The organism is Streptomyces sp. AgN23 (assembly GCF_001598115.1).
Classification (GTDB): domain Bacteria; phylum Actinomycetota; class Actinomycetes; order Streptomycetales; family Streptomycetaceae; genus Streptomyces; species Streptomyces antimycoticus.
This window is the reverse complement of record NZ_CP007153.1, coordinates 4,165,850-4,190,731: the sequence shown is the minus strand read 5'-3', so window position 1 is coordinate 4,190,731 and position 24,882 is coordinate 4,165,850. Positions and strand designations below refer to the sequence as shown.

21 protein-coding genes and 2 pseudogenes are annotated in these 24,882 nt (G+C 70.9%); 5 read left to right on the top strand and 18 right to left on the bottom strand.

Annotated features, from left to right (window positions below; translation table 11 throughout):
- Positions 1 to 46: 46 nt before the first annotated feature.
- The 3 genes from AS97_RS17890 to AS97_RS17880 form a co-directional block, all read right to left on the bottom strand.
- Complete coding sequence (locus tag AS97_RS17890) at positions 47 to 223, bottom strand: hypothetical protein (protein ID WP_185929968.1); 177 nt, start codon at positions 221 to 223, stop codon at positions 47 to 49.
- A complete protein-coding gene (locus AS97_RS17885) occupies positions 220 to 825 on the bottom strand; it encodes a hypothetical protein (protein WP_125759164.1) in 606 nt (201 codons plus the stop codon). Before AS97_RS17885 ends, AS97_RS17890 begins: the two co-directional genes overlap by 4 nt.
- Positions 826 to 934: 109 nt before the next feature.
- Positions 935 to 2,128 carry a helix-turn-helix transcriptional regulator gene (locus AS97_RS17880; RefSeq protein ID WP_086706018.1) on the bottom strand — a complete coding sequence of 398 codons (1,194 nt, stop codon included), beginning with the start codon at positions 2,126 to 2,128 and terminating at the stop codon, positions 935 to 937.
- Positions 2,129 to 2,224: 96 nt separating this feature from the next.
- Between AS97_RS17880 and AS97_RS47410 the strand changes: the two are divergent.
- Both AS97_RS47410 and AS97_RS17875 read left to right on the top strand, forming a co-directional pair.
- Positions 2,225 to 2,359 (top strand): annotated as a pseudogene (locus AS97_RS47410) (DNA-binding protein); the annotation flags it as partial.
- 18 nt (positions 2,360 to 2,377) lie between these two features.
- Positions 2,378 to 2,851: a hypothetical protein gene (locus AS97_RS17875; RefSeq protein ID WP_086706019.1), complete on the top strand. Its 474-nt coding sequence runs from the start codon at positions 2,378 to 2,380 to the stop codon at positions 2,849 to 2,851.
- Positions 2,852 to 2,893: 42 nt separating this feature from the next.
- On the opposite strand, the gene AS97_RS17870 is transcribed toward AS97_RS17875, so the two are convergent.
- The 8 genes from AS97_RS17870 to AS97_RS17835 all read right to left on the bottom strand — a co-directional run bounded on the left by AS97_RS17870 (position 2,894) and on the right by AS97_RS17835 (position 10,591).
- On the bottom strand, positions 2,894 to 3,253 hold the full coding sequence (locus AS97_RS17870; protein ID WP_059142122.1) for a hypothetical protein: 360 nt from the start codon (positions 3,251 to 3,253) through the stop codon (positions 2,894 to 2,896).
- Entirely contained in the window at positions 3,250 to 3,900 is a 651-nt protein-coding gene (locus AS97_RS17865; RefSeq protein ID WP_059142123.1) for a SigE family RNA polymerase sigma factor, read from the bottom strand. Before AS97_RS17865 ends, AS97_RS17870 begins: the two co-directional genes overlap by 4 nt.
- Positions 3,901 to 3,969: 69 nt before the next feature.
- Positions 3,970 to 4,386: a hypothetical protein gene (locus tag AS97_RS17860; protein WP_059142124.1), complete on the bottom strand. Its 417-nt coding sequence runs from the start codon at positions 4,384 to 4,386 to the stop codon at positions 3,970 to 3,972.
- Between the two features lie 352 nt (positions 4,387 to 4,738).
- On the bottom strand, positions 4,739 to 5,134 hold the full coding sequence (rbsD, locus tag AS97_RS17855; RefSeq protein ID WP_059142125.1) for a D-ribose pyranase: 396 nt from the start codon (positions 5,132 to 5,134) through the stop codon (positions 4,739 to 4,741).
- Positions 5,131 to 6,057, bottom strand: a complete 927-nt coding sequence (gene rbsK / locus AS97_RS17850; protein WP_059142126.1) for a ribokinase — start codon at positions 6,055 to 6,057, stop codon at positions 5,131 to 5,133. Before rbsK ends, rbsD begins: the two co-directional genes overlap by 4 nt.
- A gap of 19 nt (positions 6,058 to 6,076) precedes the next feature.
- A complete protein-coding gene (locus tag AS97_RS17845; RefSeq protein ID WP_210565266.1) occupies positions 6,077 to 8,020 on the bottom strand; it encodes a substrate-binding domain-containing protein in 1,944 nt (647 codons plus the stop codon).
- A complete protein-coding gene (locus AS97_RS17840; protein WP_210565265.1) occupies positions 8,010 to 9,578 on the bottom strand; it encodes a sugar ABC transporter ATP-binding protein in 1,569 nt (522 codons plus the stop codon). Before AS97_RS17840 ends, AS97_RS17845 begins: the two co-directional genes overlap by 11 nt.
- Positions 9,575 to 10,591, bottom strand: coding sequence for a LacI family DNA-binding transcriptional regulator (locus AS97_RS17835; RefSeq protein WP_059142129.1), 1,017 nt, complete (start codon positions 10,589 to 10,591; stop codon positions 9,575 to 9,577). Before AS97_RS17835 ends, AS97_RS17840 begins: the two co-directional genes overlap by 4 nt.
- A gap of 235 nt (positions 10,592 to 10,826) precedes the next feature.
- Here AS97_RS17835 and AS97_RS17830 point away from each other — a divergent pair, with 235 nt between their 5' ends.
- Positions 10,827 to 13,070: an ATP-dependent RecD-like DNA helicase gene (locus tag AS97_RS17830; RefSeq protein WP_086710506.1), complete on the top strand. Its 2,244-nt coding sequence runs from the start codon at positions 10,827 to 10,829 to the stop codon at positions 13,068 to 13,070.
- A gap of 151 nt (positions 13,071 to 13,221) precedes the next feature.
- The gene (locus AS97_RS17825; RefSeq protein ID WP_059142131.1) at positions 13,222 to 14,511 is read left to right on the top strand and encodes a citrate synthase; all 1,290 of its coding nucleotides are present in this window, start codon (positions 13,222 to 13,224) and stop codon (positions 14,509 to 14,511) included.
- A gap of 657 nt (positions 14,512 to 15,168) precedes the next feature.
- Here the strand turns inward: AS97_RS17825 and AS97_RS17820 are convergent.
- From AS97_RS17820 to AS97_RS17810, 3 genes are all read right to left on the bottom strand, one after another.
- Positions 15,169 to 17,478 carry a heavy metal translocating P-type ATPase gene (locus tag AS97_RS17820; protein WP_210565264.1) on the bottom strand — a complete coding sequence of 770 codons (2,310 nt, stop codon included), beginning with the start codon at positions 17,476 to 17,478 and terminating at the stop codon, positions 15,169 to 15,171.
- An 87-nt stretch (positions 17,479 to 17,565) separates the two neighbouring features.
- Complete coding sequence (locus AS97_RS17815) at positions 17,566 to 17,793, bottom strand: heavy-metal-associated domain-containing protein (RefSeq protein ID WP_059142133.1); 228 nt, start codon at positions 17,791 to 17,793, stop codon at positions 17,566 to 17,568.
- 211 nt (positions 17,794 to 18,004) lie between these two features.
- A complete protein-coding gene (locus AS97_RS17810) occupies positions 18,005 to 18,664 on the bottom strand; it encodes a TetR/AcrR family transcriptional regulator (protein WP_210565263.1) in 660 nt (219 codons plus the stop codon).
- 168 nt (positions 18,665 to 18,832) lie between these two features.
- On the opposite strand from AS97_RS17810, the gene AS97_RS17805 reads away from it, so the two are divergent.
- Positions 18,833 to 21,187, top strand: coding sequence for an MMPL family transporter (locus tag AS97_RS17805; RefSeq protein WP_210565262.1), 2,355 nt, complete (start codon positions 18,833 to 18,835; stop codon positions 21,185 to 21,187).
- Between the two features lie 31 nt (positions 21,188 to 21,218).
- On the opposite strand, the gene AS97_RS17800 is transcribed toward AS97_RS17805, so the two are convergent.
- The 4 genes and pseudogenes from AS97_RS17800 to AS97_RS17785 form a co-directional block, all read right to left on the bottom strand.
- Positions 21,219 to 21,428 (bottom strand): MerR family transcriptional regulator, encoded by a 210-nt coding sequence (locus AS97_RS17800; protein WP_014060813.1) that lies wholly within the window; start codon positions 21,426 to 21,428, stop codon positions 21,219 to 21,221.
- A 317-nt stretch (positions 21,429 to 21,745) separates the two neighbouring features.
- A complete protein-coding gene (locus AS97_RS17795; RefSeq protein WP_059142135.1) occupies positions 21,746 to 22,765 on the bottom strand; it encodes a Gfo/Idh/MocA family oxidoreductase in 1,020 nt (339 codons plus the stop codon).
- A gap of 83 nt (positions 22,766 to 22,848) precedes the next feature.
- Positions 22,849 to 23,769 (bottom strand): sugar phosphate isomerase/epimerase, encoded by a 921-nt coding sequence (locus AS97_RS17790; RefSeq protein ID WP_210565261.1) that lies wholly within the window; start codon positions 23,767 to 23,769, stop codon positions 22,849 to 22,851.
- A 241-nt stretch (positions 23,770 to 24,010) separates the two neighbouring features.
- Positions 24,011 to 24,837: pseudogene (locus tag AS97_RS17785) on the bottom strand (ATP-binding cassette domain-containing protein).
- Between the last annotated feature and the right edge of the window lie 45 nt (positions 24,838 to 24,882).

Sequence of the window (24,882 nt, the reverse complement as noted above, 5' to 3'; positions counted from 1 at the left end):
TCCGGCACTGTGCACTTCAGCACCGGAGAGGGAGTCAATTGGTGGGTCACGGGCTGCAGGATCGAGTCAGCCGCGCGGCCTCCTCGTAGGCGCGCAGCAGTCGCTCCCCGGTCTCACATCCGGCGCCGGGCGTGCGGCAGGCCGGGCACCCCGCGGCGTGGTCGATGGCCGCGCGCCATGTCTCGTCGGCGAACGGGTCCTTGGTCTGCTCGACGGCCGTCATCGGGCCCGCCCCTCGTGCTGGTCTGCGGTCGCGTTGGTGAGGGCCGGCGGGCGGCGGCCGTTCCTCCGGTAGCCGGCGGCGTGCGTGGGGCAGGCGTAGACGGTCCTGCCGACAGCGTCACCGCTCTCCACCTCGACCGGGATCGGTTCGTTCGTGGGCAGCTGGCAGCGGTAGCAGAGCTGGCGGCCCTCAGGTACGCGCCCGTATTCGGCGCGGTCGGCCTTGGCCAGCGCCCCCCACAGGCGCCAGGCGTCGGTCAGGTAGTGGTCGGCCGAGAGGGGCACGCGCCAGTGGGTGCTGGGGCCCTTCGTCCAGGCGGCAGGCGGTACGCCGAGGTCGGTGCTCTCGTCCGTGAGCTGGGTGAGGACGCGGACTTGCCTCAGGTGCCAGCTCGTTGCGGTGCCGACGGCGACGAGCCAGTAGAGGGGGCCGTGCTTGTCTTGGATGACGGCGCCGGTCTCGTCGCCGAGCAGCTGCAGGGCGCGTTCGCCGATGGTCGGGGCTGCGCGCACGGCGTCCCACCATCTGCCTGCGGGTAACGCCTCGATGTCCTGCTTGTTCGACGGTGTCCAGGGCAGCGCTGGCTGTGGATCAGCGATCACGACACGGCTCCTCGTGGCCGGTTTGTATCCGTGTCGTGACGCTAAGTGTGGTGACGGGGGTCACTCAATGGCACTTCCAGTGGGCCGTGGGCGGAAGTGCCATTGAGCGTTACAGCGGCAGACTGACCGCGTCCGCCAGCGTCCGCATATCCGGCGTCAACGTCCGCCGCTTCTCCACCACATCGCCGAGGATGTCGCGCGCGTATCGTTGACTGGCCAGCCACTCCGGCGCGGTGGCGTGCACGCTGGTCAGTACGTCCACAGCCTCTGGGTACTGCCGCATCATGGTGTGAGCCTTCGCGACGTCCAGCCGGTGCCGGTGGTACTCGGTGCTCACCGCCAGACCGCCGGACTTCCTGGCCGTGGCCCGGCCGGGCCGCTTCGGCTTGGCTGCGCGGAGCACCTTGTCCGGTTCGTCCAGCACGATGTGCCTCTCGCACGCCTTATAACGCACGGTGGTCGGGCCCCAGGTCGTCAGGCGCTCAGTGCCACGGGGCAACTCACGCCCCAGCAGGACGGAGACTGACTGGGCGAGGCGCATCGTGTCGTCTGCCTCCCCCCGCCGGTTGTCGCGCAGAGCGGCGGCTGAGGACTGGATCAGCAGCCAGCCCCACGCCGCCAGCTCCTCCGGCGTCGCCCGGGACACTCGCGGCTCCACATCGTCCGCCCACTTGGTGGCCATTTCCCGGGACGCGGCCAACTTGCCTTGCCGGACGAGGAGCCAGCTCCAGGTAGCGATGATCCCCGCCGCGCGCAGCCGGTCCGGTGCGTCATCCAGGGCGCGGCGCAGCGCGGTCTCCGCGGCACCGTACTGGCGGACCTGGGTCAGCACCGATCCGGCGATCTGCAGCAGATGGGAGCGCACGTCCCGCGCCTCAGCGGAGTCGCCGAGCGCGTCGGCATCCACCAGAAGCGGGGCAAGGAGCCCGGTCAACTCACCGAGCCGGTTGTCGAAGTAGGCCGAGCGCACCTCCGGAAGCATCGCACGCACGCCCTCCACCGTCGGGGCCTCGCCCGTGCGGACCGGCGCGACCTGAACGGCCTGCCTCAGCGGGCGCCAGGGCTCGGCGGCCTCGCCGGCGGGCTCCTCGTCATCGCGCTCCAGGAGGTAACTCGTCGGGACGCGCAGTGTGGAGGCCAGTGTGTGCGCGGTCTCCATGCGCGTGTCGGCGATCTCTCCCTGTTCCAGCTTCCGGATCAGCGAGAGCGATACGCCTGATGCTGTGGCCAGTTCCCTCTGCGTCAGACCGCGCCGCTTGCGGATCTTGCGGAGGCTGGAGCCAATGCCTGTGTCCTCGTGCATACTGAACTCCGTTCTGAACTCGACACTCAGACGGTACTCCCGGCCCGAACGGGATTGCAGCGATCGGCCCCTGACCACCAGGTTGGGGGCCTTCGTGTGGAAACAGGCGCACGGTATCGGTCAGGCCGGATCATCGAGCGCGCCCGTGGGCTCCGACGGTCCTACGCTTCGACGACTCCACCCAGGGTTGTCCGCGACTTCGACGACCGACTGCACGGCATCTACCTGTGATCACGAAAGGAGTGGCCCATGCGCCTCGGCATCACCGGCCACCGCGGTCTCCCCCCAGAGACGGAGCGTTTGGTCCGCCGGGCCCTTCAAGAGGAACTTGCGCGCTACGGTCCTGACCTGACCGGGGTCTCGTGTATCGCCGACGGCCCGGACGCCTGGTTCGCTGAGCTGGTGCTGGAGGCTGGTGGCCGCCTGGAGGTGGTGGTCCCTGCGGAGAAGTACCGCGAGGGCCTGCCGGAGGAGCACCACCAGACCTATGACCGTCTCATCCAACAGGCCGCCGACATCCACCGCACAGGCATGGTGGAGTCGGGCTCCCAGGCGCACATGGCCGGAAGCGAGATTCTGGTGGGCGCGGTGGATGAGCTGGTCGCCGTTTGGGACGGGCAGCCGGCCCGTGGGTACGGCGGCACGGCCGATGTCGTGGCCTACGCCGAGCGCACCGGTGTCCGGTCTCGGGTGATCTGGCCGGAGGGTGCTACCCGCGACTGACCAAGAGCGCGGCGTATCACCCAGCGCGTGCGGGGCGGCCGGTCAGCGCTGGGTGGCGGTGGAGGTCGGGGGCGGGGTGGCGGGCGGCGAGGTCGGGGAGGGCTCGGACGTGGGCGAGCCGTGCGCCGAGGGGGCCGAGGTGGCCGGAGGCGAGGTGTGGGGGTCGCGGGCGGGCGGGGCCGGGCGGTTGTCCTCCGGGGAGCCGGACAGCAGCAGGAAGGCGACGGCCGCCGCCGCTGCCGCCGCCACGGCGACGGCGGACGCGACCCGCCGGATCCGCCGCGTGCCCCAGGCCGGGCCGGTGGGCGGCCGGTACGGGGACAGCTCGTGGACGTCGATGAGCCGCGCACGGGCGTCGAGCGCGGCGCGCAACCGGTCCTCGACGGGTGGGGGAGTGCTCATCGGGCCGCCTCCAGCAGCTTTTCCAGAGTGACGAGCGCACGGCTCGCGGTCGACTTCACGGTGCCTCGGGAGACGCCCAGCGTTTCGGCTATCTGGGCTTCGGACAGCTCTGACCAGTAGCGCAGCACCAGCACCTCGCGCTGGCGCGCGGTGAGTTCGGCCAGCGCGTCGAGGACCTGCCGGTGTTCCTCGGCGAGCAGCAGCGGCTCGTCCACGGGCGCTCCCGGCCCCTGGTACGGCGGGGTGTAGGCGCGCGCCGTACGCCGTCGGCGCAGGACCGAGCGGGCGGCGTTGACCACGGCGGTGTGCAGATAGGCGTGTGCGTCCTGGAGGCTGTCCAGCCGTGAGCCGTGGCGGCGGCAGACGGCGGCGAAGGCGTCCTGGACGACGTCCTCGGCGGTGTGCAGGTCGTCCACCAGGAAGACCGCCAGCCGGATCATGTCCAGCCGCCGGGCCCGGTACAGATCGGCCAGCGTGGGGCCGGGCTCGCCGTCGCCCCGGCCGCCCACCGGCCTCAGCGCCCGCAGCCGCCGCCCGGCGCGCGGTGTCTCCACCGGCGGTGTCGAGGCGGTCGTCCGGGCGCGGCGGAGCAGCCGGGTCCACCAGGGCAACCGGGCCCACCAGGGCAGGACAAGAGTGAGCTGCATCGTCCTCGTTCACCTCATCGGTGCGGCGGGACCGGCTCCGGATCCGGCCCCGCCCCACCCGTGGTCGGGCTAGCGGCTGGGCTTGGTGGGCGCGGGCACGCTGGTGTGCGGCGGTGTGGGTGCGGGCTTGGTGGGCTCCGGGCGCGTGGTGGGCGGCTTGGTGGGCTCGGGCCTGCTTGTGGGCGGCTGGGTCGGCTCGGGGACGCTGGTGGGCGGCAGCGTGGGCTCGGGCCCGTTGGCCGGCGGCTGGGTCGGTTCGGGCTTGCCGGTGGGCGGCTTCGTGGGCTCCGGCTTGCTGGTGGTGGGCGGCTTGGTGGGCTCCGGCTTCGAGGTCGCCGACGGGGCCGGCTTGGCCGGGCCGGAGTGGTCGCCGGTGGCCGCCTGGGCGGCGATGCCCCCGCCCACGATCAGGGCGATACCGGCGGCCGACCCCACGATCCAGGGGCGCAGACGGCGGTTGGGCTTCTTGGCGCGGTCGTGCTGCATACGGAACGACTCCCGAAAGGATTGGGCGAACGCTGATGGGGAGGCGCGTACCGAGGGCCCGAAGGACCCGTTCCGGAACCCGCCTTCACCCCACCAGACGTGCGGCCCCACCCGAGGTTGTCGCGGCCCGAGAAAATGTCCTGGGCTGATGTCTCGTAACGGATCGATAACTACCGGAAACCGTGCAACCGTTCCCACCCTTGGTGGGTCGTACCTGGCATCGGGCTTCCTGGGGAGGATCCGGGGGGATTGAGAGGGAGCCCTGTGGAGGGGGAAACGAGGGGCCCGGCCAAGGCCGGGCCCCTCGAAACGTCTCGCACCGCGCCCCGGGGGCGACCGCGCGTCGCACCCCTCAGAACGGCACCCCGCACCGCAGCAGTACGTTCGCGTACGGCCGCGCCTCCCCCGTACGCACCACCAGCCTCGCCCGTCCTGTCATCGTCTTGAGTTCCTCGTGCGGGACCAGATCCAGCGCGGGAGCCGGGAAGAGGCGGTCGAGCAGGGCGGTCGCCCCGGGGTTGTGGTCGCGTACCTCCCGCGCCGCCGTGGCCGCTTCGACCACCAGCTCGTCCAGCAGCCCGGTGAGCACCCGCTCGAACGACGGCACCCCGGCCGTGAAGGCGAGGTCCACCACGAACGGCCCGTCCGGTATCGGAAGGCCCGCGTCGCACACCATCACCGTGTCGGTGTGGCCCAACAGGGCGATGCCCGCGCTCAGACGGCGGTTGAGAATCCCGGATCGCTTCACGGCGCCGCCACCTCCTCGGCGCTCGGGAACGACGCCTGCGCCCCGGCCCGTGTCACCGCGGCGGCGCCCACGCGCACCGCGAACCGCACCGCGGTCGTCAGGTCGTCGCCGACGCCGAGGCGCCAGGCGAGCGCGCCGGTGAAGGCGTCCCCGGCGCCCGTGGTGTCCACGGCCGTCACCGCGGGACTGGGCACCAGCACCGTACGGTCGCCGTCGGCGACCAGCGCGCCCTCGGCGCCCAGGGTCACCACGACCGAGCGCGGACCGCGCGACAGCAGGGCGTCGGCCCACTCCTCGGGGTCGTCCGAGGACCCCACCGGGGCGTCGCTCAGCAGGAACCGCGCCTCGTGCTCGTTGACCACCAGCGGATCGCAGGCGGCCAGCACATCGGTGGGCAGCGGGGCGGTCGGCGAGGGGTTGAGCACCACCCGCGGCCCGGGGCGGCCGCCGAAGCCCGCGCCCGCCGCGCGGACCACCTCGGCGACCGTCTCCAGGGGGATCTCCAACTGCAGCGAGACCACCCGCGCCGCGGCCAGCAGGCTCGCCGCGGCCCGGACGTCGCCGGGGGTCAGCCGGGCGTTGGCGCCCTGGGAGACCACGATGCTGTTGTCACCCGAGGGGTCCACCGTGATCAGCGCGACCCCGGTGGGCGCGCCGCCGACGAGGACGCCGGCGGTGTCGACCCCGGCCTTCGCTTGCGAATCCAGCAGCAGCCGGCCGTAGTCGTCGTCGCCGACCCGGGCCAGCAGCGCCGTCCGGGCCCCCAGCCGGGCGGCGGCGACGGCCTGGTTGGCGCCCTTGCCGCCCGGGTGGACCGCGAGGTCGGACCCGAGGACGGTCTCGCCGGCCCCGGGGCGGCGGTCGACTCCGATCACCAGATCGGCGTTGGCCGACCCCACGACCAGCAGGTCGTAGTCGTGCATCCGCACGTCCTTTCGTTTGTCACTTCGCAGTGACGACCTTCACCGGTACCTTCACCGTGCCGTCGATCTTCTGCCCCTTGGCCGCCTTGACGGCGTTCCGTACCACCATCCGGCCCAACTCCTTGGGCTGCTGGGCGACGGTCGCGGCGAGGGTGCCGTTCTCGACGGCCTTGAGCCCGTCCGGGGTGCCGTCGAAGCCGACGACATCCACGGACTTGCCCGCCTTGGAGCCGAGCGCCTTGACCGCGCCGAGCGCCATCTCGTCGTTCTCGGCGAAGATCCCGTCGATGCCCGGGTGGCCCTGGAGCAGATTGGTGGTCACATCCAGCCCCTTGGCCCGGTCGAAGTCGGCGGTCTGCTTGCCGACGACCTTGATGTCCGGGTACGCCTTGAGGCCCTCCGCGAAGCCCTTACCGCGCTCACGCGAGGCGGAGGTGCCGGGAGTGCCCTGCAGCACCAGGATCGTGCCCTTCTTTCCGAGCCGCTCGGCCAGCGTTTTGGCGGCCAGCTTGCCGCCCGTGATGTTGTCCGAGGCCACCAGGGTCGCGATCTTCGCGTTGTTGACGCCACGGTCGGCGGCCAGCACCGGGATGCCCGCCTTGTCGGCGGCCCGGACGGACGGGCCCGCGGCATCGGAGTCGACCGGGTTGATGATGATCGACTTCATGTTCTGGCTGGTGAAGTTCTGGATCTGATTGGCCTGCTGGGAGGCGTCGTTCTGGGCGTCGGTGACCGTAAGGCTGACCCCGGCCCGCTTGGCCTCCTCCTGGGCGCCCGCCTTCAGCTGCACGAAGAAGGGGTTGTTGAGAGTGGAGACCGAGAGCCCGACCTTGGTGGACGCGCCCCCGGAGGAGCCGGAGCGCCAGACGGAGGCACCGAAGGCGATGGCGGCGACGACCATGGCGGCCAGCGCGAACTTGCCCGCGTTGACGGCCTTCTTACGGCCGCCACCGGACGGTCCGCCCGCCGCGGCCCCGGGCGCGCCCGGGCCGGCCCCGGCGCGCCGGCGCACCGTGTCCAGCAGCACCGCGAGCGCGATGACGACCCCGATGACGACCTGCTGCCAGAAGGGGGAGACCTCCAGCAGGTTGAGCCCGTTGCGCAGCACCGCGAGGATCAGCGCGCCGATGAGCGTGCCGGACGCCTTACCGACGCCACCGGACAGGCTCGCGCCGCCGATGACGACCGCGGCGATCGCGTCGAGTTCGTAGCCGACGGCCGCCTGCGGCTGGGCGGAGGACAGCCGGGAGGCGAGCACGATGCCCGCGACGGCCGCGAAGCCGCCGGAGAGCGCGTAGATGACCAGCTTCTGGCGGGTCACCCGGATCCCGGAGAGCCGGGCGGCCTCCTCGTTGCCGCCGATCGCGTACATCGCGCGACCCGCGTACGTACGGCCCAGCACACCCGCGGTGATCAGCCCCATGCCGATCATCACGAGCACCGGGATGGGCAGCCAGCCGCCGATGGTGTCGCCGAGGCCGGACATCGAGTCGGGGATCGGTATCGGGCTGCCCTGGGAGATCACCAGGGCCAGGCCGCGGCCGACCGACAGCATCGCGAGCGTGGCGATGAACGGCGGCAGCTTCCCGAAGGAGACCAGCGCCCCGCTGATCAGGCCGCAGGCGATACCGGTGGCGACGGCCAGGAGCACGGCGATCCACACCGGCAGCCCCTGTGAGGTCGCCGACCAGGCGAGCACGGTGGCGGACAGCGCGGCCACCGAGCCGACCGACAGGTCGATCCCCGCGGCGACGATGACGAAGGTGACGCCGAAGGCGAGGATCGCGGTGACCGCCGCCTGGACGCCGACGTTCAGGAGATTGCCGGTGGTGAGGAAGTCGCCGGAGAGCAGCGACATGGCCGCCACCAGCAGTACCAGGGCGCTCAGGGCGCCGTTGTCGAGCAGCACGCGGCGCAGCACCGCCGAGCCCCCGGGGTCCTTCGTAAGCGTGTCAGTGGCCACGGGGGCCCTCCTTTTCGTTGCCGCCGACTCCTTCGTCGGCGCCCTTGACGTCCTTCACTGCCAGGGCCATCACGGCGTCCTGGGTCGCTTCTCGCGCGGTCAGCTCGCCCGAGATCCGGCCCTGGGCCATGACCAGGACCCGGTCGCTCATCCCCAGCACCTCGGGCAGATCGCTGGAGATCATCAAAACGGCGTGGCCGGACGCGGTGAGTTCGTTGATGAGCTGGTAGATCTCGACCTTGGCGCCCACGTCGATACCGCGGGTCGGCTCGTCGAGGATGAGCACCTTGCTGTCGGCGAGCAGCCACTTGCCGATGACGACCTTCTGCTGGTTGCCGCCGGACAGGGTGCGCACCCGCTGGTCCAGCCCGGCCATCCGGACGGCCAGCCGCTCGGCGACCCCGGCCGCCGCGCTCCGCTGGGCGGCCCGGTCGACGAGCCCGGCGCGGGTGGCGGCGCGCAGCGTGACCAGGCCCAGGTTCTCCTGGACGCTGCCGTCCAGGACCAGGCCCTGGCCCTTACGGTCCTCGGGGACCAGGCCGATCCCGGCCCGCATGGCGGCCACCACGTCATGGCGGGCCAGCGGACGGCCGAGCACCTCGACGGAGCCGGAGTCGTACGGGTCGGCGCCGAAGAGCGCCCGGACGACCTCCGTACGGCCCGCGCCGACCAGCCCGGCCAGGCCCACCACCTCCCCGGCGCGCACGTCGAAGCCGATGTCCTGGAAGCTGCCGTTCCGGGTGAGCCCCCGGACCTTCAGCAGGGGGTCACCGGCGTCCGTGCGCTCCCGTGGGTACTGCTGCTCGATGGAGCGGCCCACCATCAGCCGCACCAGCTCGTCCTGCTCGGTGGTGGCCGGGACCTGGGTGACGCTGCGGCCGTCGCGCAGCACGGTGACGCGGTCGCCCAGGGCGGCGATCTCCTCCAGGTGATGGGTGATGAAGACGACGCCCACCCCGTCCGCGCGCAGGGTTCGCACGATCCGGAAGAGCTTGTCGACCTCCTCGGTGGTGAGCACGGCGGTCGGCTCGTCCATGATCAGGACGCGGGCGTCCAGGCTCAGCGCCTTGGCGATCTCCACCATCTGCAGCCGGGCGATACCGAGGTCCCGGACGCGGGTCCGGGGCGCGACGTCCACCCCGACGCGGGCCAGCAGTTCGGCGGCGCGCTCGTCCATGGTCTTGCGGTCGATCATGCCGAAGCGGCGCGGCTGGCGGCCCAGGAAGATGTTCTCGGCCACGGTGAGGTCCGGGACGAGGTTGAACTCCTGGTAGATGGTGGCGATCCCGAGCCGCTCGGCGTCCTGCGCGCTGTTGATGCGCACCGGGCCGCCGTCGACCAGGATCCGGCCCCCGTCGGGGCGGTGGGCGCCGGAGAGCATCTTGATCAGCGTGGACTTGCCCGCGCCGTTCTCGCCCAGGAGGACGTGCACTTCGCCCCGGCGCAGATCGAAGTCCACCCCGTCCAGGGCGATCACCCCGGGGAAGGTCTTACGGACCCCCTCCATGCGCAGCAGCTCCGCCCCGCCGGGGGAGGACCGTTCGGACTCGGCACTCATGGCTTGCTCCCTTCGGGCTCGCCGCACGAGCGGCGGGTGACCAGGCGGGCGGACAGGGTCACCGATTCGGCGGGCCGCCCCTCGACGAGGTCGATCAGCGCGCGTACGCCGGCATGGCCGAGCGCTCCGGTCGGCTGGGCGACGGCGGTGATCGGTGGATCGGTGTGGACGAACCAGGGGATGTCGTCGAACGCGGCGAGCGCCACATCGCCCGGCACCCGCAGCCCCCGCGCGCGGATCTCGTCCATCGCGCCGAGCGCCATCAGGTTGTCCGCGGCGAAGATCGCGTCCGGGGGGTGCGGCAGATCGAGGAAGCGGGCGGTCACCCGGCGGCCGCTGTCCGCCTGGAAGTCCCCCTGGCCGATGTGGTCCTCGGACAGCGCCAGACCGAACTCGCGCAGCGCCGAGCGGAAGGCGTCCACCCGTTCGCGGCCGGTCGTGGTGGCCGCCGGGCCCGCGATGATCGCGAGCCGGCGGTGTCCGAGGGCGCACAGATGGTCCACCAGATCGCGGATGGCGCCCCGTCCGTCGGTGCGGATCACCGGCACCGCGTCCAGGCCCTCGCCCTCGATCCAGCGGTCGACGAAGACCATGGGGGTGCCGGCGCGGGCGGCGGCCAGCATCATCGGGGAGCCGCCGTCGGTGGGGCTGACCAGCAGGCCGTCTATGCGGCGGTCCATGAGGGTGCGCACATGGTGGTCCTGGAGTTCGGGCCGCTCGTCGGCGTTGCCGATGATCACGCTGTAGTCCAGCTCGCGGGCGGCGTCCTCGACCGAGCGGGCCAGCTCGGTGAAGAAGGGATTCAGCACGTCGCTGATGACCAGCCCCAGGGTCCGGGTCTGATCGGTGCGCAGCGAGCGGGCCACCGCGTTGGGGCGGTAGCCGAGGTCGGCGACCGCGGCGAGCACCCGTTCACGGGTGTCCAGGCGAACGGAGGGGTGGTCATTGAGCACCCGTGAGACCGTCGCGACGGAGACCCCGGCACGCCGCGCCACGTCCTTGATGGCCGGCATCGTCCACCTCCTTGTGGAATCGATTACATGGATTGGAATCGATTACATCGAAGGAGGCAAGGGGTCGGTCGCCGGTGAAACCGGATCGTGATATTCCGCCGTGGGATCCACGACCTGTTCTTCCCCACGGGCGCTGTCCACTGGCGCTGTCCACGGGCGCTGTCCGCAGGCGTTGTCCGCAGGCGTTGTCCACAGGCCCGAACCGCCTGTCGCCTCCCGGCGGTACGGTCGAGGCATGCTCAAACTCGCGGTGGTCGAAGGGGTCCTGGAGCGGATCACCTACGCCAATGAGGAGAACGGCTATACGGTCGCGCGGGTCGACACCGGCCGGGGCTCGGGCGATCTGCTGACCGTGGTCGGATCGCTGCTGGGAGCCCAGCCGGGCGAGTCACTGCGGATGGAGGGCCGCTGGGGTTCCCATCCGCAATATGGCAAACAGTTCACCGTCGAGAACTACCAGACCGTCCTCCCCGCCACCGTCCAGGGCATCCGGCGCTATCTCGGCTCGGGCCTGATCAAGGGCATCGGCCCCCGGATCGCCGACCGGATCACCGAGCACTTCGGCGTGGACACCCTCGATGTCATCGAGGAGCGGCCCGAGCGGCTGGTCGAGGTTCCGGGCCTCGGCCCCAAGCGCACCAAGATGATCGCCGCGGCCTGGGAGGAGCAGAAGGCCATCAAGGAGGTGATGGTCTTCCTTCAGGGGGTGGGCGTCTCCACCTCCATCGCGGTGCGGATCTACAAGAAGTACGGCGACGCGTCGATTTCGGTCGTGAAGAACGAGCCGTACCGGCTGGCGTCCGACGTCTGGGGCATCGGCTTCCTCACCGCCGACAAGATCGCCCAGTCGGTCGGCATTCCCCATGACAGCCCCGATCGAGTGAAGGCCGGTCTGCAGTACGCGCTGTCCCAGTCCGCCGACCAGGGCCACTGCTATCTCCCCGAGGAGCAACTCATCGCGGACGCCGTGAAGTTGCTCCAGGTGGACACCGGTCTGGTCATCGACTGCCTGGGGGAGCTGGCGGCCGAGGACGAGGGCGTGGTGCGCGAGCCGGTCCCGGGCCCGGCGGACGGCGAGCCGGTCTCCGCGGTCTATCTGGTGCCCTTCCACCGCGCCGAGATCTCCCTCGCCGGCCAGGTGCTGAGGCTGCTGCGCACCCAGGAGGACCGGCTGCCCGCCTTCCGGGATGTGGACTGGGACAAGGCGCTGAGCTGGCTGGCGAGCCGCACCGGCGCCGAGCTGGCGCCCGAGCAGAGCCAGGCGGTGCGGCTCGCGCTGACCGAGAAGGTGGCGGTGCTCACCGGCGGGCCGGGCTGCGGCAAGTCCTTCACCGTGCGGTCCGTGGTGGAGCTGGCCCGCGCCAAGAAGGCGAAGGTGGTGCTGGCGGCGCCCACCGGCCGGGCCGCCAAGCGGCTGTCCGAGCTGACCGGCGCGGAGGCGTCCACCGTCCACCGGCTGCTGGAGCTCAAGCCCGGCGGGGACGCGGCATATGACAGGGACCGCCCGCTCGACGCGGATCTGGTCGTGGTCGACGAGGCGTCGATGCTCGATCTGCTGCTGGCCAACAAGCTGGCCAAGGCGGTTCCGCCCGGTGCCCATCTGCTCTTCGTCGGGGATGTGGACCAGCTGCCCAGCGTGGGCGCCGGGGAGGTGCTGCGCGATCTGCTGGCCCCCGGGAGCCCCGTCCCGGCGGTGCGGCTGACCCGGATCTTCCGCCAGGCCCAGCAGTCCGGTGTGGTCACCAACGCCCACCGGATCAACGAGGGGGTGCCGCCGGTCACCCAGGGCCTGTCGGATTTCTTTCTCTTCGTCGCGGACGACACCGAGGAGGCCGGGCGGCTCACGGTCGACGTCGCGGCCCGCCGCATCCCCGCCAAGTTCGGCCTCGACCCCCGCCGTGACGTGCAGGTTCTGGCCCCGATGCACCGGGGCCCGGCGGGCGCGGGCACGCTCAACGGACTGCTTCAGCAGGCCATCACCCCGGCCCGTCCGGACCTCGCGGAGCGCCGCTTCGGCGGCCGGGTCTTCCGGGTCGGCGACAAGGTGACCCAGATCCGTAACAATTATGAGAAAGGGGCCAACGGGGTCTTCAACGGCACGGTTGGCGTCGTCACCTCACTCGACACCGATGAACAGCGGCTGACCGTGCGGACGGACGAGGACGAGGAGGTACCGTACGACTTCGACGAGCTGGACGAGCTGGCTCATGCCTATGCGGTGACCATCCACCGGTCACAGGGCAGTGAGTACCCGGCCGTCGTGATTCCGGTGACCACCGGGGCCTGGATGATGTTGCAGCGCAACCTTCTGTACACGGCGGTGACCCGTGCCAAGCGCCTTGTCGTGCTGGTCGGCTCGCGCCGCGCGCTGGGGCAAGCGGTGCGCACCGTCTCGGCGGGGAGGCGCTGTACCGCGCTGGACCACCGACTCGGCGGCGATGTGACAGTCGAGCGTGTCAAGAGGGTTTCCGAACGATGACGAACGGGGCAGGATGGCCGTGAAGGCGGCACTGAGTGCCGCCAAAAGGCTCTTCAGCCGACCCCGAGTGCACGTTCTCTACCCGAGTAGGGGAAGGTGGGGGGAGTCAGGGCACCTCGAAGAAGAGAACCAGACGTCGGTGAGGGATGACGTGAGCGACAACTCTGTAGTACTGCGGTACGGGGACGGCGAGTACACCTACCCGGTGGTCGACAGCACCGTCGGCGACAAGGGCTTCGATATCGGCAAGCTGCGCGCCCAGACCGGTCTGGTGACCCTGGATTCCGGTTACGGCAACACCGCCGCGTACAAATCCGCGATCACCTATCTGGACGGTGAGCAGGGCATCCTGCGATACCGCGGCTACCCCATCGAGCAGCTGGCGGAGCGCGCCTCCTTCCTGGAGACCGCCTTCCTGCTGATCAACGGGGAGCTGCCGACCGTCGATGAACTGGCGGCCTTCCGTGGGGAGATCACCCGCCACACGCTCCTGCATGAAGACGTCAAGCGGTTCTACGACGGTTTCCCGCGGGACGCCCATCCGATGGCGATGCTGTCCTCCGTGGTCAGCGCGCTGTCGACCTTCTACCAGGACAGCCACAACCCCTTCGACGAGAAGCAGCGCAACCTCTCGACGATCCGGCTGCTGGCCAAGTTGCCGACCATTGCCGCTTATGCGTACAAGAAGTCGGTCGGCCACCCCTTTGTCTACCCGCGCAATGACCTTGGCTACGTCGAGAACTTCCTCCGGATGACCTTCTCGGTCCCCGCCCAGGAGTACGAGCTCGACCCGACCGTGGTCTCCGCGCTCGACAAGCTGCTGATTCTGCACGCCGACCACGAGCAGAACTGTTCGACCTCCACGGTCCGGCTGGTCGGCTCCTCGCAGGCCAATATGTTCGCCTCCATCTCGGCGGGCATCAACGCGCTGTGGGGTCCCCTGCACGGTGGCGCCAACCAGTCCGTGCTGGAGATGCTCGAGGGCATCCAGGCTTCGGGCGGCGACGTCGACACCTTCATCCGCAAGGTGAAGAACAAGGAAGACGGCGTGAAGCTCATGGGCTTCGGGCACCGCGTCTACAAGAACTTCGACCCCCGGGCGAAGATCATCAAGTCGGCGGCGCACGATGTCCTCTCCGCGCTCGGCAAGTCCGACGAGCTGCTCGACATCGCGCTCAAGCTGGAGGAGCACGCCCTCGCGGACGACTACTTCGTCGAGCGCAAGCTCTACCCGAACGTGGACTTCTACACCGGTCTGATCTACCGGGCGATGGGCTTCCCGACCGAGATGTTCACCGTGCTGTTCGCGCTCGGCCGGCTGCCGGGCTGGATCGCCCAGTGGCACGAAATGATCAAGGAGCCGGGCTCCCGCATCGGCCGCCCGCGCCAGATCTACACGGGCGTCGTCGAGCGCGACTTCGTCCCGGTCGAGGAGCGCTGACCTTCGCTTCTCCGGTGCCCCCGTCCTGATAGGTCGGGGGCACTTGTAGTTGAGCCGGGCACCTTCGCGCATCCGCCCCATGGGGTCTTCCGGCCGGGGCACCTCCCAGCGGTAGCTGGGGGCGAGCCGAAGGGGCGCGCCTTGTGCCGAAAGGGAGGCGCGCGCGGGGAGCGAGGACTGCGATCGATATGCGGCTCCGCCGCGTGGGCGACCGGGCACGCCGGCTGTCGACACAGGCTTTTGCGCCCCGGAGGCGAACCGAGCCTCAAAAAATACCGAGAAGCGCCCCGCTTCCGATCCCCCCACGGGTCGGAGCGGGGCGCTTCCCTTGCCCCGGAGCGGATTCCCCCCACGGGATCCGGCCGGGTGTCCACGGGCCCTTGCGGGCCGTACGGTGCGCGATCCGCCGGGACGCGTACCTACGGGAGGGCCGCTCAAAGCTCCCCGAGTACGTCGTCCCGGCTACGCGTAGCGGGACGCGTCCCCCAAGACGAATCCCCACCGTCCCATTAGACTCGCGACCCCCCTCGATGGTTACGTTGGGTTGTCTGTGATCTGCGTCTCTTGCCATATGGGCCATAAAAGGGCAAGAGCCTCGATTTGAAGATCAAGGCTCTGCCGTATGGGTGTTGTGCGGCTTATGGGGACTTGGTGAATCTATGTAGACGCTGTGAAGGTCCGCAGTCGCAGACTGTTCGTCACCACGAACACGGACGAGAACGCCATGGCCGCTCCCGCGATCATAGGGTTCAGCAGTCCGGCGGCCGCGAGCGGGAGCGCGGCGACGTTGTAGCCGAAGGCCCAGAAGAGGTTGCCCTTGATGATGCCGAGCGTCCGGCGCGCCAGCCGGATCGCGTCCGCCGCCACCCGCAGGTCGCCCCGGACCAGTGTCAGATCCCCGGATTCGATGGCCGCGTCCGTGCCCGTGCCCATCGCGAGCCCGAGGTCGGCGGTGGCGAGGGCGGCCGCGTCGTTGACCCCGTCGCCCACCATGGCGACCGTACGGCCCTCGCCCTGCAGCCGCTGCACGACGTCCACCTTGTCCTGGGGCAGCACCTCGGCGATGACGTCGTCGATGCCGACCTCGCGGGCCACCGCCTCGGCGACGAGCCTGTTGTCGCCGGTCAGCAGTATCGGGGTGAGGCCGAGGGCGCGTAGCTGGGCGACCGCCTCGGCGCTGGTCTCCTTGACGGCGTCGGCCACCAGGAGGACGCCGCGCGCCCTACCGTCCCAGGCCACGGCGACCGCCGTCCGCCCCTCCGACTCGGCCGCCGCCTTGGCGGCCGCCAGGTCCTCGGGCAGTTCGATGGCCCATGTGCCGAGCAGCTTCTCGCGGCCGACCAGGACGGCGTGACCGTCCACCGTGCCCTGGACGCCGAGGCCGGGCTCGGACCGGAAGTCCGCGGGCGTCGGGAGGTCGCCGAGCCGCTCGGCCGCGCCGTCCGCGATGGCGCGCGCGATCGGGTGCTCCGAGGCGTGCTCCAGGGCGCCCGCGAGCCGCAGCAGCTCCTCCTCGTCCACGCCGGGCGCCGTGACGGCCCCGCGCAGCCGCATCTGCCCGGCCGTCACCGTGCCGGTCTTGTCCAGGACGACGGTGTCCACCCGGCGGGTCGACTCCAGCACCTCGGGCCCCTTGATCAGGATGCCCAGCTGGGCGCCGCGGCCGGTGCCGACCATGAGCGCGGTCGGGGTGGCCAGGCCCAGGGCGCAGGGGCAGGCGATGATCAGGACGGCCACGGCCGCGGTGAAGGCGGCGGCCGTCTCGCCGGTGGTGAGCAGCCAGCCCAGCAGGGTGCCGAGGGCGATCAGCAGCACGATCGGCACGAAGATCCCCGAGACCCGGTCGGCGAGCCGCTGCACCTCGGCCTTGCCGTTCTGCGCGTCCTCGACCAGCTTGGCCATGCGGGAGAGCTGGGTGTCCGCGCCCACGCGGGTGGCCTCGACCACGATCCGGCCCGCCGTGTTGACGGTCGCGCCCGCCACCGCGTCGCCGGCCACCACGTCCACCGGCACCGATTCGCCGGTCAGCGTCGAGACGTCCACGGCGGAGGAGCCCTCGACCACCGTGCCATCGGTGGCGATCTTCTCGCCGGGGCGCACCACGAAGCGGTCGCCGACCGCCAGCTCGCCGACGGGGATCCGCACCTCGCTCCCCCCGCGCAGCACGGCCACGTCCTTGGCGCCGAGCTCCAGCAGCGCGCGCAGCGCCGCGCCCGCCCGCCGCTTGGACTTCGCTTCCAGGAAGCGGCCCAGCAGGATCAGGGTGGTCACCCCGGCGGCCGTCTCCAGGTAAATCGAAGACGAGCCGTCGGCCCGGGAGACGGTGAGATCGAAGCCGTGGCGCATTCCCGGCATGCCCGCGTGGCCGAAGAACAGGGCCCACAGGGACCAGCCAAGGGCCGCCAGAGTGCCGATGGAGACCAGGGTGTCCATAGTGGCCGCGCCGTGCCGGACGCCCGTCCAGGCGGCTTTGTGGAAGGGCGCGCCGCCCCAGACGACGACCGGCGCGGCGAGGGTGAGCGAGAGCCACTGCCAGTTGTCGAACTGCAGCGACGGCACCATCGCCAGCACCACGACGGGCAGGGACAGGGCGAGGGAGACGAGCATGCGATGGCGCAGCGGGTCCGGTCCGGCCTCGCCGCGCCGGTCGGTCTCCGGTGCGCCGGTGTCCCCGGGAGTGCGGGGCTCGGGCACGGCGGGGCGCGGTTCCTCGGCGGTGTACCCGGTTTTGACGACGGTGGCGATCAGGTCGGCGACCTCGATCCCCGCGCCGTAGGACACCTTGGCCTTCTCGGTGGCGAAGTTCACCGTGGCGGTGACGCCGTCGAGGCGGTTGAGCTTCTTCTCGATGCGCGCGGCGCAGGACGCACAGGTCATACCGCCGATGGCGAGCTGGACCTGCGAGGGCCCGCCGGTCGTCGCCGTGGTGTCGGCGGCGGCCCCGGCGGGGGGTGCCGTGCTGGTCATGTCTGGTCTCCTGGGAGGAGGGCCGGGCCGTACGGCGGCTGTATGAGCAGGGCGGTACGGTCCGGCGGAGGTTTGGTGGGGGCTCGCTCAGGCTGCCCGGCCGGCGAGCTCGTAGCCCGCCTCGTCCACGGCGGCGCGGACGGTCTCGTCGTCCAGCGGAGCGGCCGAGATCACGGTGACCTGCCCGGTGGACGCCACGGCCTTGACGGAGGTGACGCCGTCGAGGGTGCCGATCTCCTCGGCGACGGAGCCTTCGCAGTGGCCGCAGGTCATGCCGGTCACCTGGTAGACGGTGGTGACTGCCTCGGAGCTCATGGGGTTTCTCCTGTGTGGGGTGAGCGTGACGGTCGGTGCGCAGGAGGCACCGGGATGCCTCAGCGTCTCCTGACGAGTCCCACTCTATACCCCTAGGGGGTATTGATGGAAGCCGGTAGTGCGCCGGTCCGTGACAGGTGTGCCGCGCCCGCGCGCACTTCTCCCCGGTCCGGGGCATACGAGGGGCCGGGGAAGGGGGCGTGGTGCGGGGTCAGGGGCGGGCGCGGACTCCCTCGGTGCCGAGCACCGGGGCGAGATAGCCGTACAGAGCGGCCTTCAACTCCGCGACGTACGCCTCCCGTTCGGCGCCCTCATGGCCGAGGATCAGCGTCAGTCCGACCTTGAACAGGGCGAACGCCATGGTGGTGGTGTGGGTGCGGCGCTCGGGGGAGAGGCCGGGGTTGCGGACGCCGATCAGCTCGCTGATGCGGTCCTGGATCGAGTCGTGCAGTTCGGCGTGTTCTTCGAGGAGCCGGCCCGGTGCGTCGGAGGACTGGAGCAGGGCCAGGAAGACCGGATTCGCGCAATTGAACTCGATCATCGGGTCGAGGACCGTGTCGAGCAGCTCGCCGAGGGGCAGTCCGACGTTCTCGGGCGTGAAGACGGTCCCGTGGGTCTCCACCATCCGGCGGTTGAGGCGCTCGCCGAGCTCGACGGCGATGGCCTCCTTGTTCGGGAAGAACTGGTACAGCGTGCCGGGGGAGACCCCGGCCTCGCGGGCGATGGCGTTGGTGCTCGCCGAGGTGTAGCCGGTGCGGCAGAAGACATGGGCGGCGGCGTCGAGCAGCTGCTGGATCCGGCGCTCACCGCGCGCCTGTCTGCGGCGCGGCTTCGCCGTTTCGTCGCGCAGGTCCGTCTTGCTCTCGCTCACCTGTTTTCCCCGGCTCTCCGTGTTCGATTGACAAACGCGAGCGCCCGCTCGCATTCTTGAGAAACGCGAGCGGTCGCTCGTGTTTACCACCTATGGTAATCAGCGGCCCATGCTGCCTACGGACGTGTGGGTGGCGGCATGGGGCACAGGTGAAGGGGACACCGCGCCATGACCGATGTCAACCGCCCGCCCGGGGAGCGGATCGGAGGGTGGACGCGCCTGGTCACCGCGCGGCCGCGGCTGTCCCTTCTGATCGCTCTGCTCTTCACGGCACTGGCCGTCGTGGCCGGGAGCGGGGTCGCCGACCGGCTGGGAAGCGGCGGCTGGGAGGACCCGGCGGCCGAGTCCTCGTATGCCACCAAGGCACTGGAGAAGCGCTTCCCCGCCTCCCAGCCCAATCTGATCCTGCTCGTCGACAGCGGCGGCAGGACCGTGGACGACCCGGCCGTCGCCGCCGAGGCCCGGGCCCTCGCCAAGAAGCTCTCGGATGAGCAGGCGGTCACCGGTGTCACCTCGTACTGGGCCACCGGCGCGCCCTCGCTGCGGGCCCGTGACCGGGGCGAGGCGATCATCGCCGCGCGGATCGTGGGCGACGAGTCCGCCGCCGGCAAGACGCTGGAGCGCATAGCGCCCCATTACCGGGGCGCCCATGGCCCGGTCGAGGTATCGGTCGGCGGGATGGTCGCGGTCCGCCATGAGCTGCAGTCCACCATCCAGGAGGATCTGCTGCGGGCCGAGATGATCGCCCTGCCCATCACCCTGGTGCTGCTCGTCATGGTCTTCGGCAGCGCCGTGGCCGCCCTGCTTCCGCTCGGCGTCGGCATCATCGCCATCCTCGGCACCGACGCGGTGCTGCGCGGGCTCACCGAGTTCACCGATGTCTCGGTCTTCGCGCAGAACCTGACCACCGCGCTCGGCCTCGGACTCGCCATCGACTATGCCCTGTTCATCGTGCGCCGCTTCCGGGAGGAGCTGGCCCAGGGCGCGGAGAAGCTGCCCGCCGTCGCGACCACGCTGCGCACCGCCGGGCGCACCGTGCTCTTCTCGGCGCTGACCGTCGCCGCCTCGCTCGCCGCCATGCTCGTCTTCCCGCAGTACTTCCTGCGTTCCTTCGCCTATGCGGGGATCGCGGTGGTGCTGATCGCCGCCACCGCCGCCCTGGTGGTCCTGCCCGCGGCGCTCATCCTGCTGGGGGACCGGGTCAACGCACTGGACCTCACCCGGCTGCTGCGCCGCGGCCGCCCGGCCCGCAAGGGTGAGCCCGGGGCGGGCTGGGCGCGGCTCGCCCGGCTGGTGATGCGGCGCGCCCCGCTGTTCGCGCTGGCCACCGTCGCCGGTCTGGTCGTGCTGGGACTGCCGTTCCTGAGGGTGGAGTTCGGCACGGCGGACGACCGCCAGCTCCCGTCGAGCGCCGAGTCCCATGTGGTGCAGCAGCACATCCGGGAGGGGTTCCCCGGCGGTCCCGGGGGCGCGGTGGAGGTCCTCGCCGAGGGCGACACCGGCACCAAGGCCCTCGCCGACTACAGCGCCGAGGTCTCAGCCCTCCCCCAGGTGCTGCGGGTGGACGGCCCGGCGGGCCGGTTCGCGGACGGGCGGCGGGTGGCCGAGCCGGGGCCGGCGGAGGCCGCGCGTCTGGCCGGTGGCTCGGCCGACATCACCGTGTTGCCCAAGGGCGAGGCCGTGGACGCCGCCAGCCAGGACCTGGTGCGCACGATCCGCGCCCAGGAGTCGCCATTCACCACCTCGGTCACCGGCACCGCCGCCGTCCTGGTGGACACCAAGGACTCCATAGGCGACCGGCTGCCCTGGGCCGTCGGCATCATCGTCGCCGTCACCCTGCTGCTGGTCTTCCTGCTCACCGGCAGCGTGCTGATACCGCTTCAGGCGGTGCTGCTCAACGCACTCAGTCTGACCGCGATGTTCGGCGCGGTGGTGTGGGTCTTCCAGGACGGGCATCTGTCCGGTCCGCTCTCCTTCACCACCTCCGGCGATATCGAGACCACCCTGCCCGTCCTGATGTTCTGCGTCGCCTTCGGTCTCTCCATGGACTACGGGGTCTTTCTGCTCTCCCGGATCAAGGAGGAGTACGACCGCACCGGGGACCATCAGACGGCGGTCGAGTTCGGACTGCGGCGCACCGGCGGCCTGATCACGGCGGCGGCGCTGATCCTCGCCGTGGTGATGGTGGGCATCGGCACCTCGCGGGTCACCAACACCAAGATGCTGGGGCTCGGCATCGCCCTGGCCGTGCTGATGGACGCGATGGTGGTGCGCGGTCTGCTGGTGCCGGCGGTGATGAAGCTGACCGGCCGGGCCACCTGGTGGGCCCCAGGCCCGCTGCGCCGGCTGCACACCCGGTTCGGGCTGAGCGAGGGGGAGTCCGCTCCCGCCGGAAGCCGCACGGACGCCGGGACCGGCACAGATGCCGCCAGTGGCAGCGAGGCGGACCGCCAGTGTGAGGAGGACGGGCTGTCCGGAGACGGGGAGACGGGGCGGGACCGGGTGAGCACGGGCCGCCGCTAACGGATCACGGGGATACGGCACCACGGCGCCGCTAGTCCTTGGCGTCCCGCCGGGCGCGGCGGTTGCCGGGTCTGCGGGCCACCCAGGAGCGGATCGTATCCGCGTACCAGTACGGCTTGCCGCCCTCCACCAGATCGGGGGGCGGCAGCAGGCCGTGCTTGCGGTAGGACCGCACGGTGTCGGTCTGCACACCGATATGCGCGGCGATCTCCTTGTAGGACCACAGCCTCCGGTCGGTCATCTCTTACGCCCTTCCGCAGGTCGTCGCGGCCACGGCCAGTGGGGCCGTCGGGGGAGCCGCGGCGCGCCTGCTCACGCTCCATCAGCCTGTGCCCGGGTCAACGACGCTGAGTGACGGGCGGCCAGGGGCTGTTGAGCACCTGTGACGTAGACCTGTGGAGATGTGACGGTTGTGACGCAGGAGTGACGCACCCGACGATGGACCCGGTGCCGCGACGACAGCGGGACCAGCCACAGAGGGACCAGCCACAGCGGACCGGCCGCGTGGAAACGGCCGGTCCGCTGGGCATCAGTTGATGGGTCGTCAGTTGTGGGGCGTCAGCTGTAGAAGGCGGGGCGTTCGATCATCTCGACGATCGTGCGCTCACCCGTGGCCTGGGCCCGGACCCCCGCCTCGCTGACGGCGGTCGCGGCATAACCGTCCCAGGTGCTGGGGCCCTCGACCTCCCCGCGCCGGGTGGCATTGACCCACGCCTGCACCTCCCGGTCGTACGCCTCCTCGAAGCGGGCGACGAAGTCGGGGGCGATCTCCCCGCCCCAGGTGCCGGGCCGGTTGACCAGCATGCCGTGGGCGTCGCCGACGCGGGCGGTGCCCCGTTCGCAAACCGCCTCCGCCTGGACCTGGTAGCCGAAGCCGCAGGTGGCGAAGATCTCCACATTGACGATCGCACCACCGGTGGTCTCGAAGACCACCAGCTGGGGGTCGCTGAGCGGCTCGGGGGACAGCGAGCTGGGGGTCGGCTTGAGCACGGTGACCGCGGCGATCTCCTGCTCCAGCAGCCAGCGCGACTGGTCCATCTCATGCACCACCGAGTCGGTGATCATCATCTCGTTGGTGAAGTACGAGTGCACCGAGGCATTCCGGTGGCGGCAGTGCAGCAGCAGCGGGCGGCCCAGCTCACCACCGGCCAGCAGCGCCTTGAGCTTCATGAACTCGGTGTCGTAGCGGCGCATGAAGCCCACCTGGACCCGGCGGTGGCCCAGCTTCTGCTCGGCCTCCAGCACCCGCAGCGCGGACGCGGAGTCCGGGGTGAGCGGCTTCTCGCACAGCACCGGCAGATCGTGCTCGAACGCGCTGAGCAGCGCGGCCTCGTGCGCGGGTCCCGGCGAGGCGATCAGCACCGCGTCCACGCCGGGGGCGGCCATCGCGGCGGCCGGGTCGGTGAACGCCTGACAGCCGTCGGCGGTGTCGGCGACCGCCTTGGCCCGCGCCTCGTCGATGTCGACCACGGCGGCCACCCGGGCGCCGCTGATCACCTCGTTGATGCGGCGGACATGGTCGGCGCCCATCTTGCCGGTCCCGATGACGGCGACCCCGAGCGTTCCCTGCTGCGTCATTGGCTGATCTCTCTTCTCTCTCTGCTCTCTGGACGGTTCGACGGCCCGTGGGGGCGAAGCGGCCCGTGGGGGCGAAAGGGAGGTCAGGCGCCGCAGGAGCGCAGGAAGCGCCGGGTGCGCTCGGCGATGGGGAAGGGCTGGTCGGGCGGGCAGGGGTACATGTCCTGCTCGACGATGGCGAACAGGTCCACATCCAGGTTCTGGGCCGCGGTCAGGACCGGTCCCAGCTCCGGAACGCCGTTCGGCGGTTCGCACATGACGCCGCGCTGGACGGCGGGGCCGAACGGCACCTCGTTCTCGACCACATCGGCGAGGATCTCCGGATCGACCTGCTTGAGGTGGAGATAGCCGATGCGCTCGCCGTAGGTCTCGATCAGCTTGACGCTGTCGCCGCCGCAGTAGGCGTAGTGGCCGGTGTCCAGGCAGAGGTTGACCAGGTCGGAGTCGGTGGCGTCCAGGAAGCGGGCCACGTTCTCCTCGGTGTCGATATGGGTGTCGGCATGCGGGTGGACGACGATGTCGAGCCCGAAGCGCTCCCGCACCTCACGGCCGAGCCGCTCCATCCCGGTGGACAGATAGCGCCACTGCTCGGCGGTGAGCGTCGGGGGCTCGATCAGCTCGGCGGTCTTGTCGTCCCGCCAGAAGGACGGGATGACCACCAGGTGCTTGGCGTTCATCGCCCGGGTCAGCTCGGCCACCTGGGAGACATGCTCCCAGGTGGCGTCCCAGACCTCGGGGCCCCGGTGCAGCGAGGTGAAGATGGTGCCCGCGGAGACGGTGAGGCCGCGCCGGGTGGTCTCCTCGGTGAGCCGGGCCGGGTCGGTCGGCAGATAGCCGTACGGACCCAGCTCGATCCACTGGTAGCCGGCCTCCGTGACCTCGTCGAGGAAGCGCTGCCAGGGGATCTGCTGGTCGTCGTCGGGGAACCAGACCCCCCAGGAGTCGGGGGCCGAGCCGACCCGGATGCGGTCCAGGGCGGGTGCGGGGGAGGCGTCGGCAGTCATGGCAGAGGGTCTCCTCGGTGTTCTGGGGTGCCCGCGTCGTACTGTTTTGGGCAGCTTCACCGGCCGGGCGGGCGGCCGTCAAGAGTTCGTCAGGACATTCGGACGTCTTGTCAGGAGAAAGGTGTCCGGAGGATGGCGTCCTGTCAGACGGTCGGAGGGGCAGAGGGTCAGGGGGCCAGGGGGCCAGGGGGCCAGGGGGCCAGGGGGCGGAGGGTCAGGGGGTCAGGGGGAAGGCGTTCGGTCAGGCGGAAGGGGCGGTCACCTCCTCGGGCAGCTCATCCACATCGACCCCGCGGACCTGGGCCAGCTCATGCTTGAGCGCGGCCAGTTCGGCGCCGCCCGCCATATGGTTGGTCAGCTCTTCGAGGCTGACGTCCTCGCGCGCCGCGTTCAGCTCCAGCGCGCCGAGCCTCAGCACCGCGAAGTGATCGCCGACCATATAGGCGTGGTGCGGGTTGTGGGTGATGAAGATGACGCCGCCTGGCGCCGCGGTCGGCTCGTCCAGGATCAGCACCCGGGCCCCGAAGTGGACCGCCCGGGCGATGGCCACGGACTGCCGCTGGCCGCCGGAGAGGGTGCCGATGGGCTGTTCCAGGTTGTCGAGGTGGATGCCCATGGCGGACAGCTCCTCGTCGTTGATCTTCTTCATCCGCTGGATGTCCAGCTGGCGCCCGGCCAGGGGCTGCGGGTCAGCTCGGAGCCGAGGAAGAAGTTCCGCCACACCGGCAGCAGGGGCACGGTGGCCAGGTCCTGGTAGACGGTGGCGATGCCCAGGCTCAGGGCGTCACGCGGATTGTTCAGCCGCACCGGCTTGTCGTCGACGAGGTACTCGCCCTCGTCGTGCTGGTGCAGCCCCGAGATGATTTTGATCAGGGTGGACTTGCCGGCGCCGTTGTCGCCGAGCACACAGGTCACCCGGCCCGGCCGGACGGCCAGGTCGATGCCCTCCAGGGCGCGTACGTTCCCGTAGAGCTTGCCCACGCCCCGCAGCCGGACCACCGGCTCATCGGCCGGTGCGGCGGCCTGCGCGGCGCCGGCGGGGCTGTTCTTGGGTTCCTTCGTTGCCATGACGGTCACCTCCTGGCGGCCTGACGGCGCACCCACAGATTGACG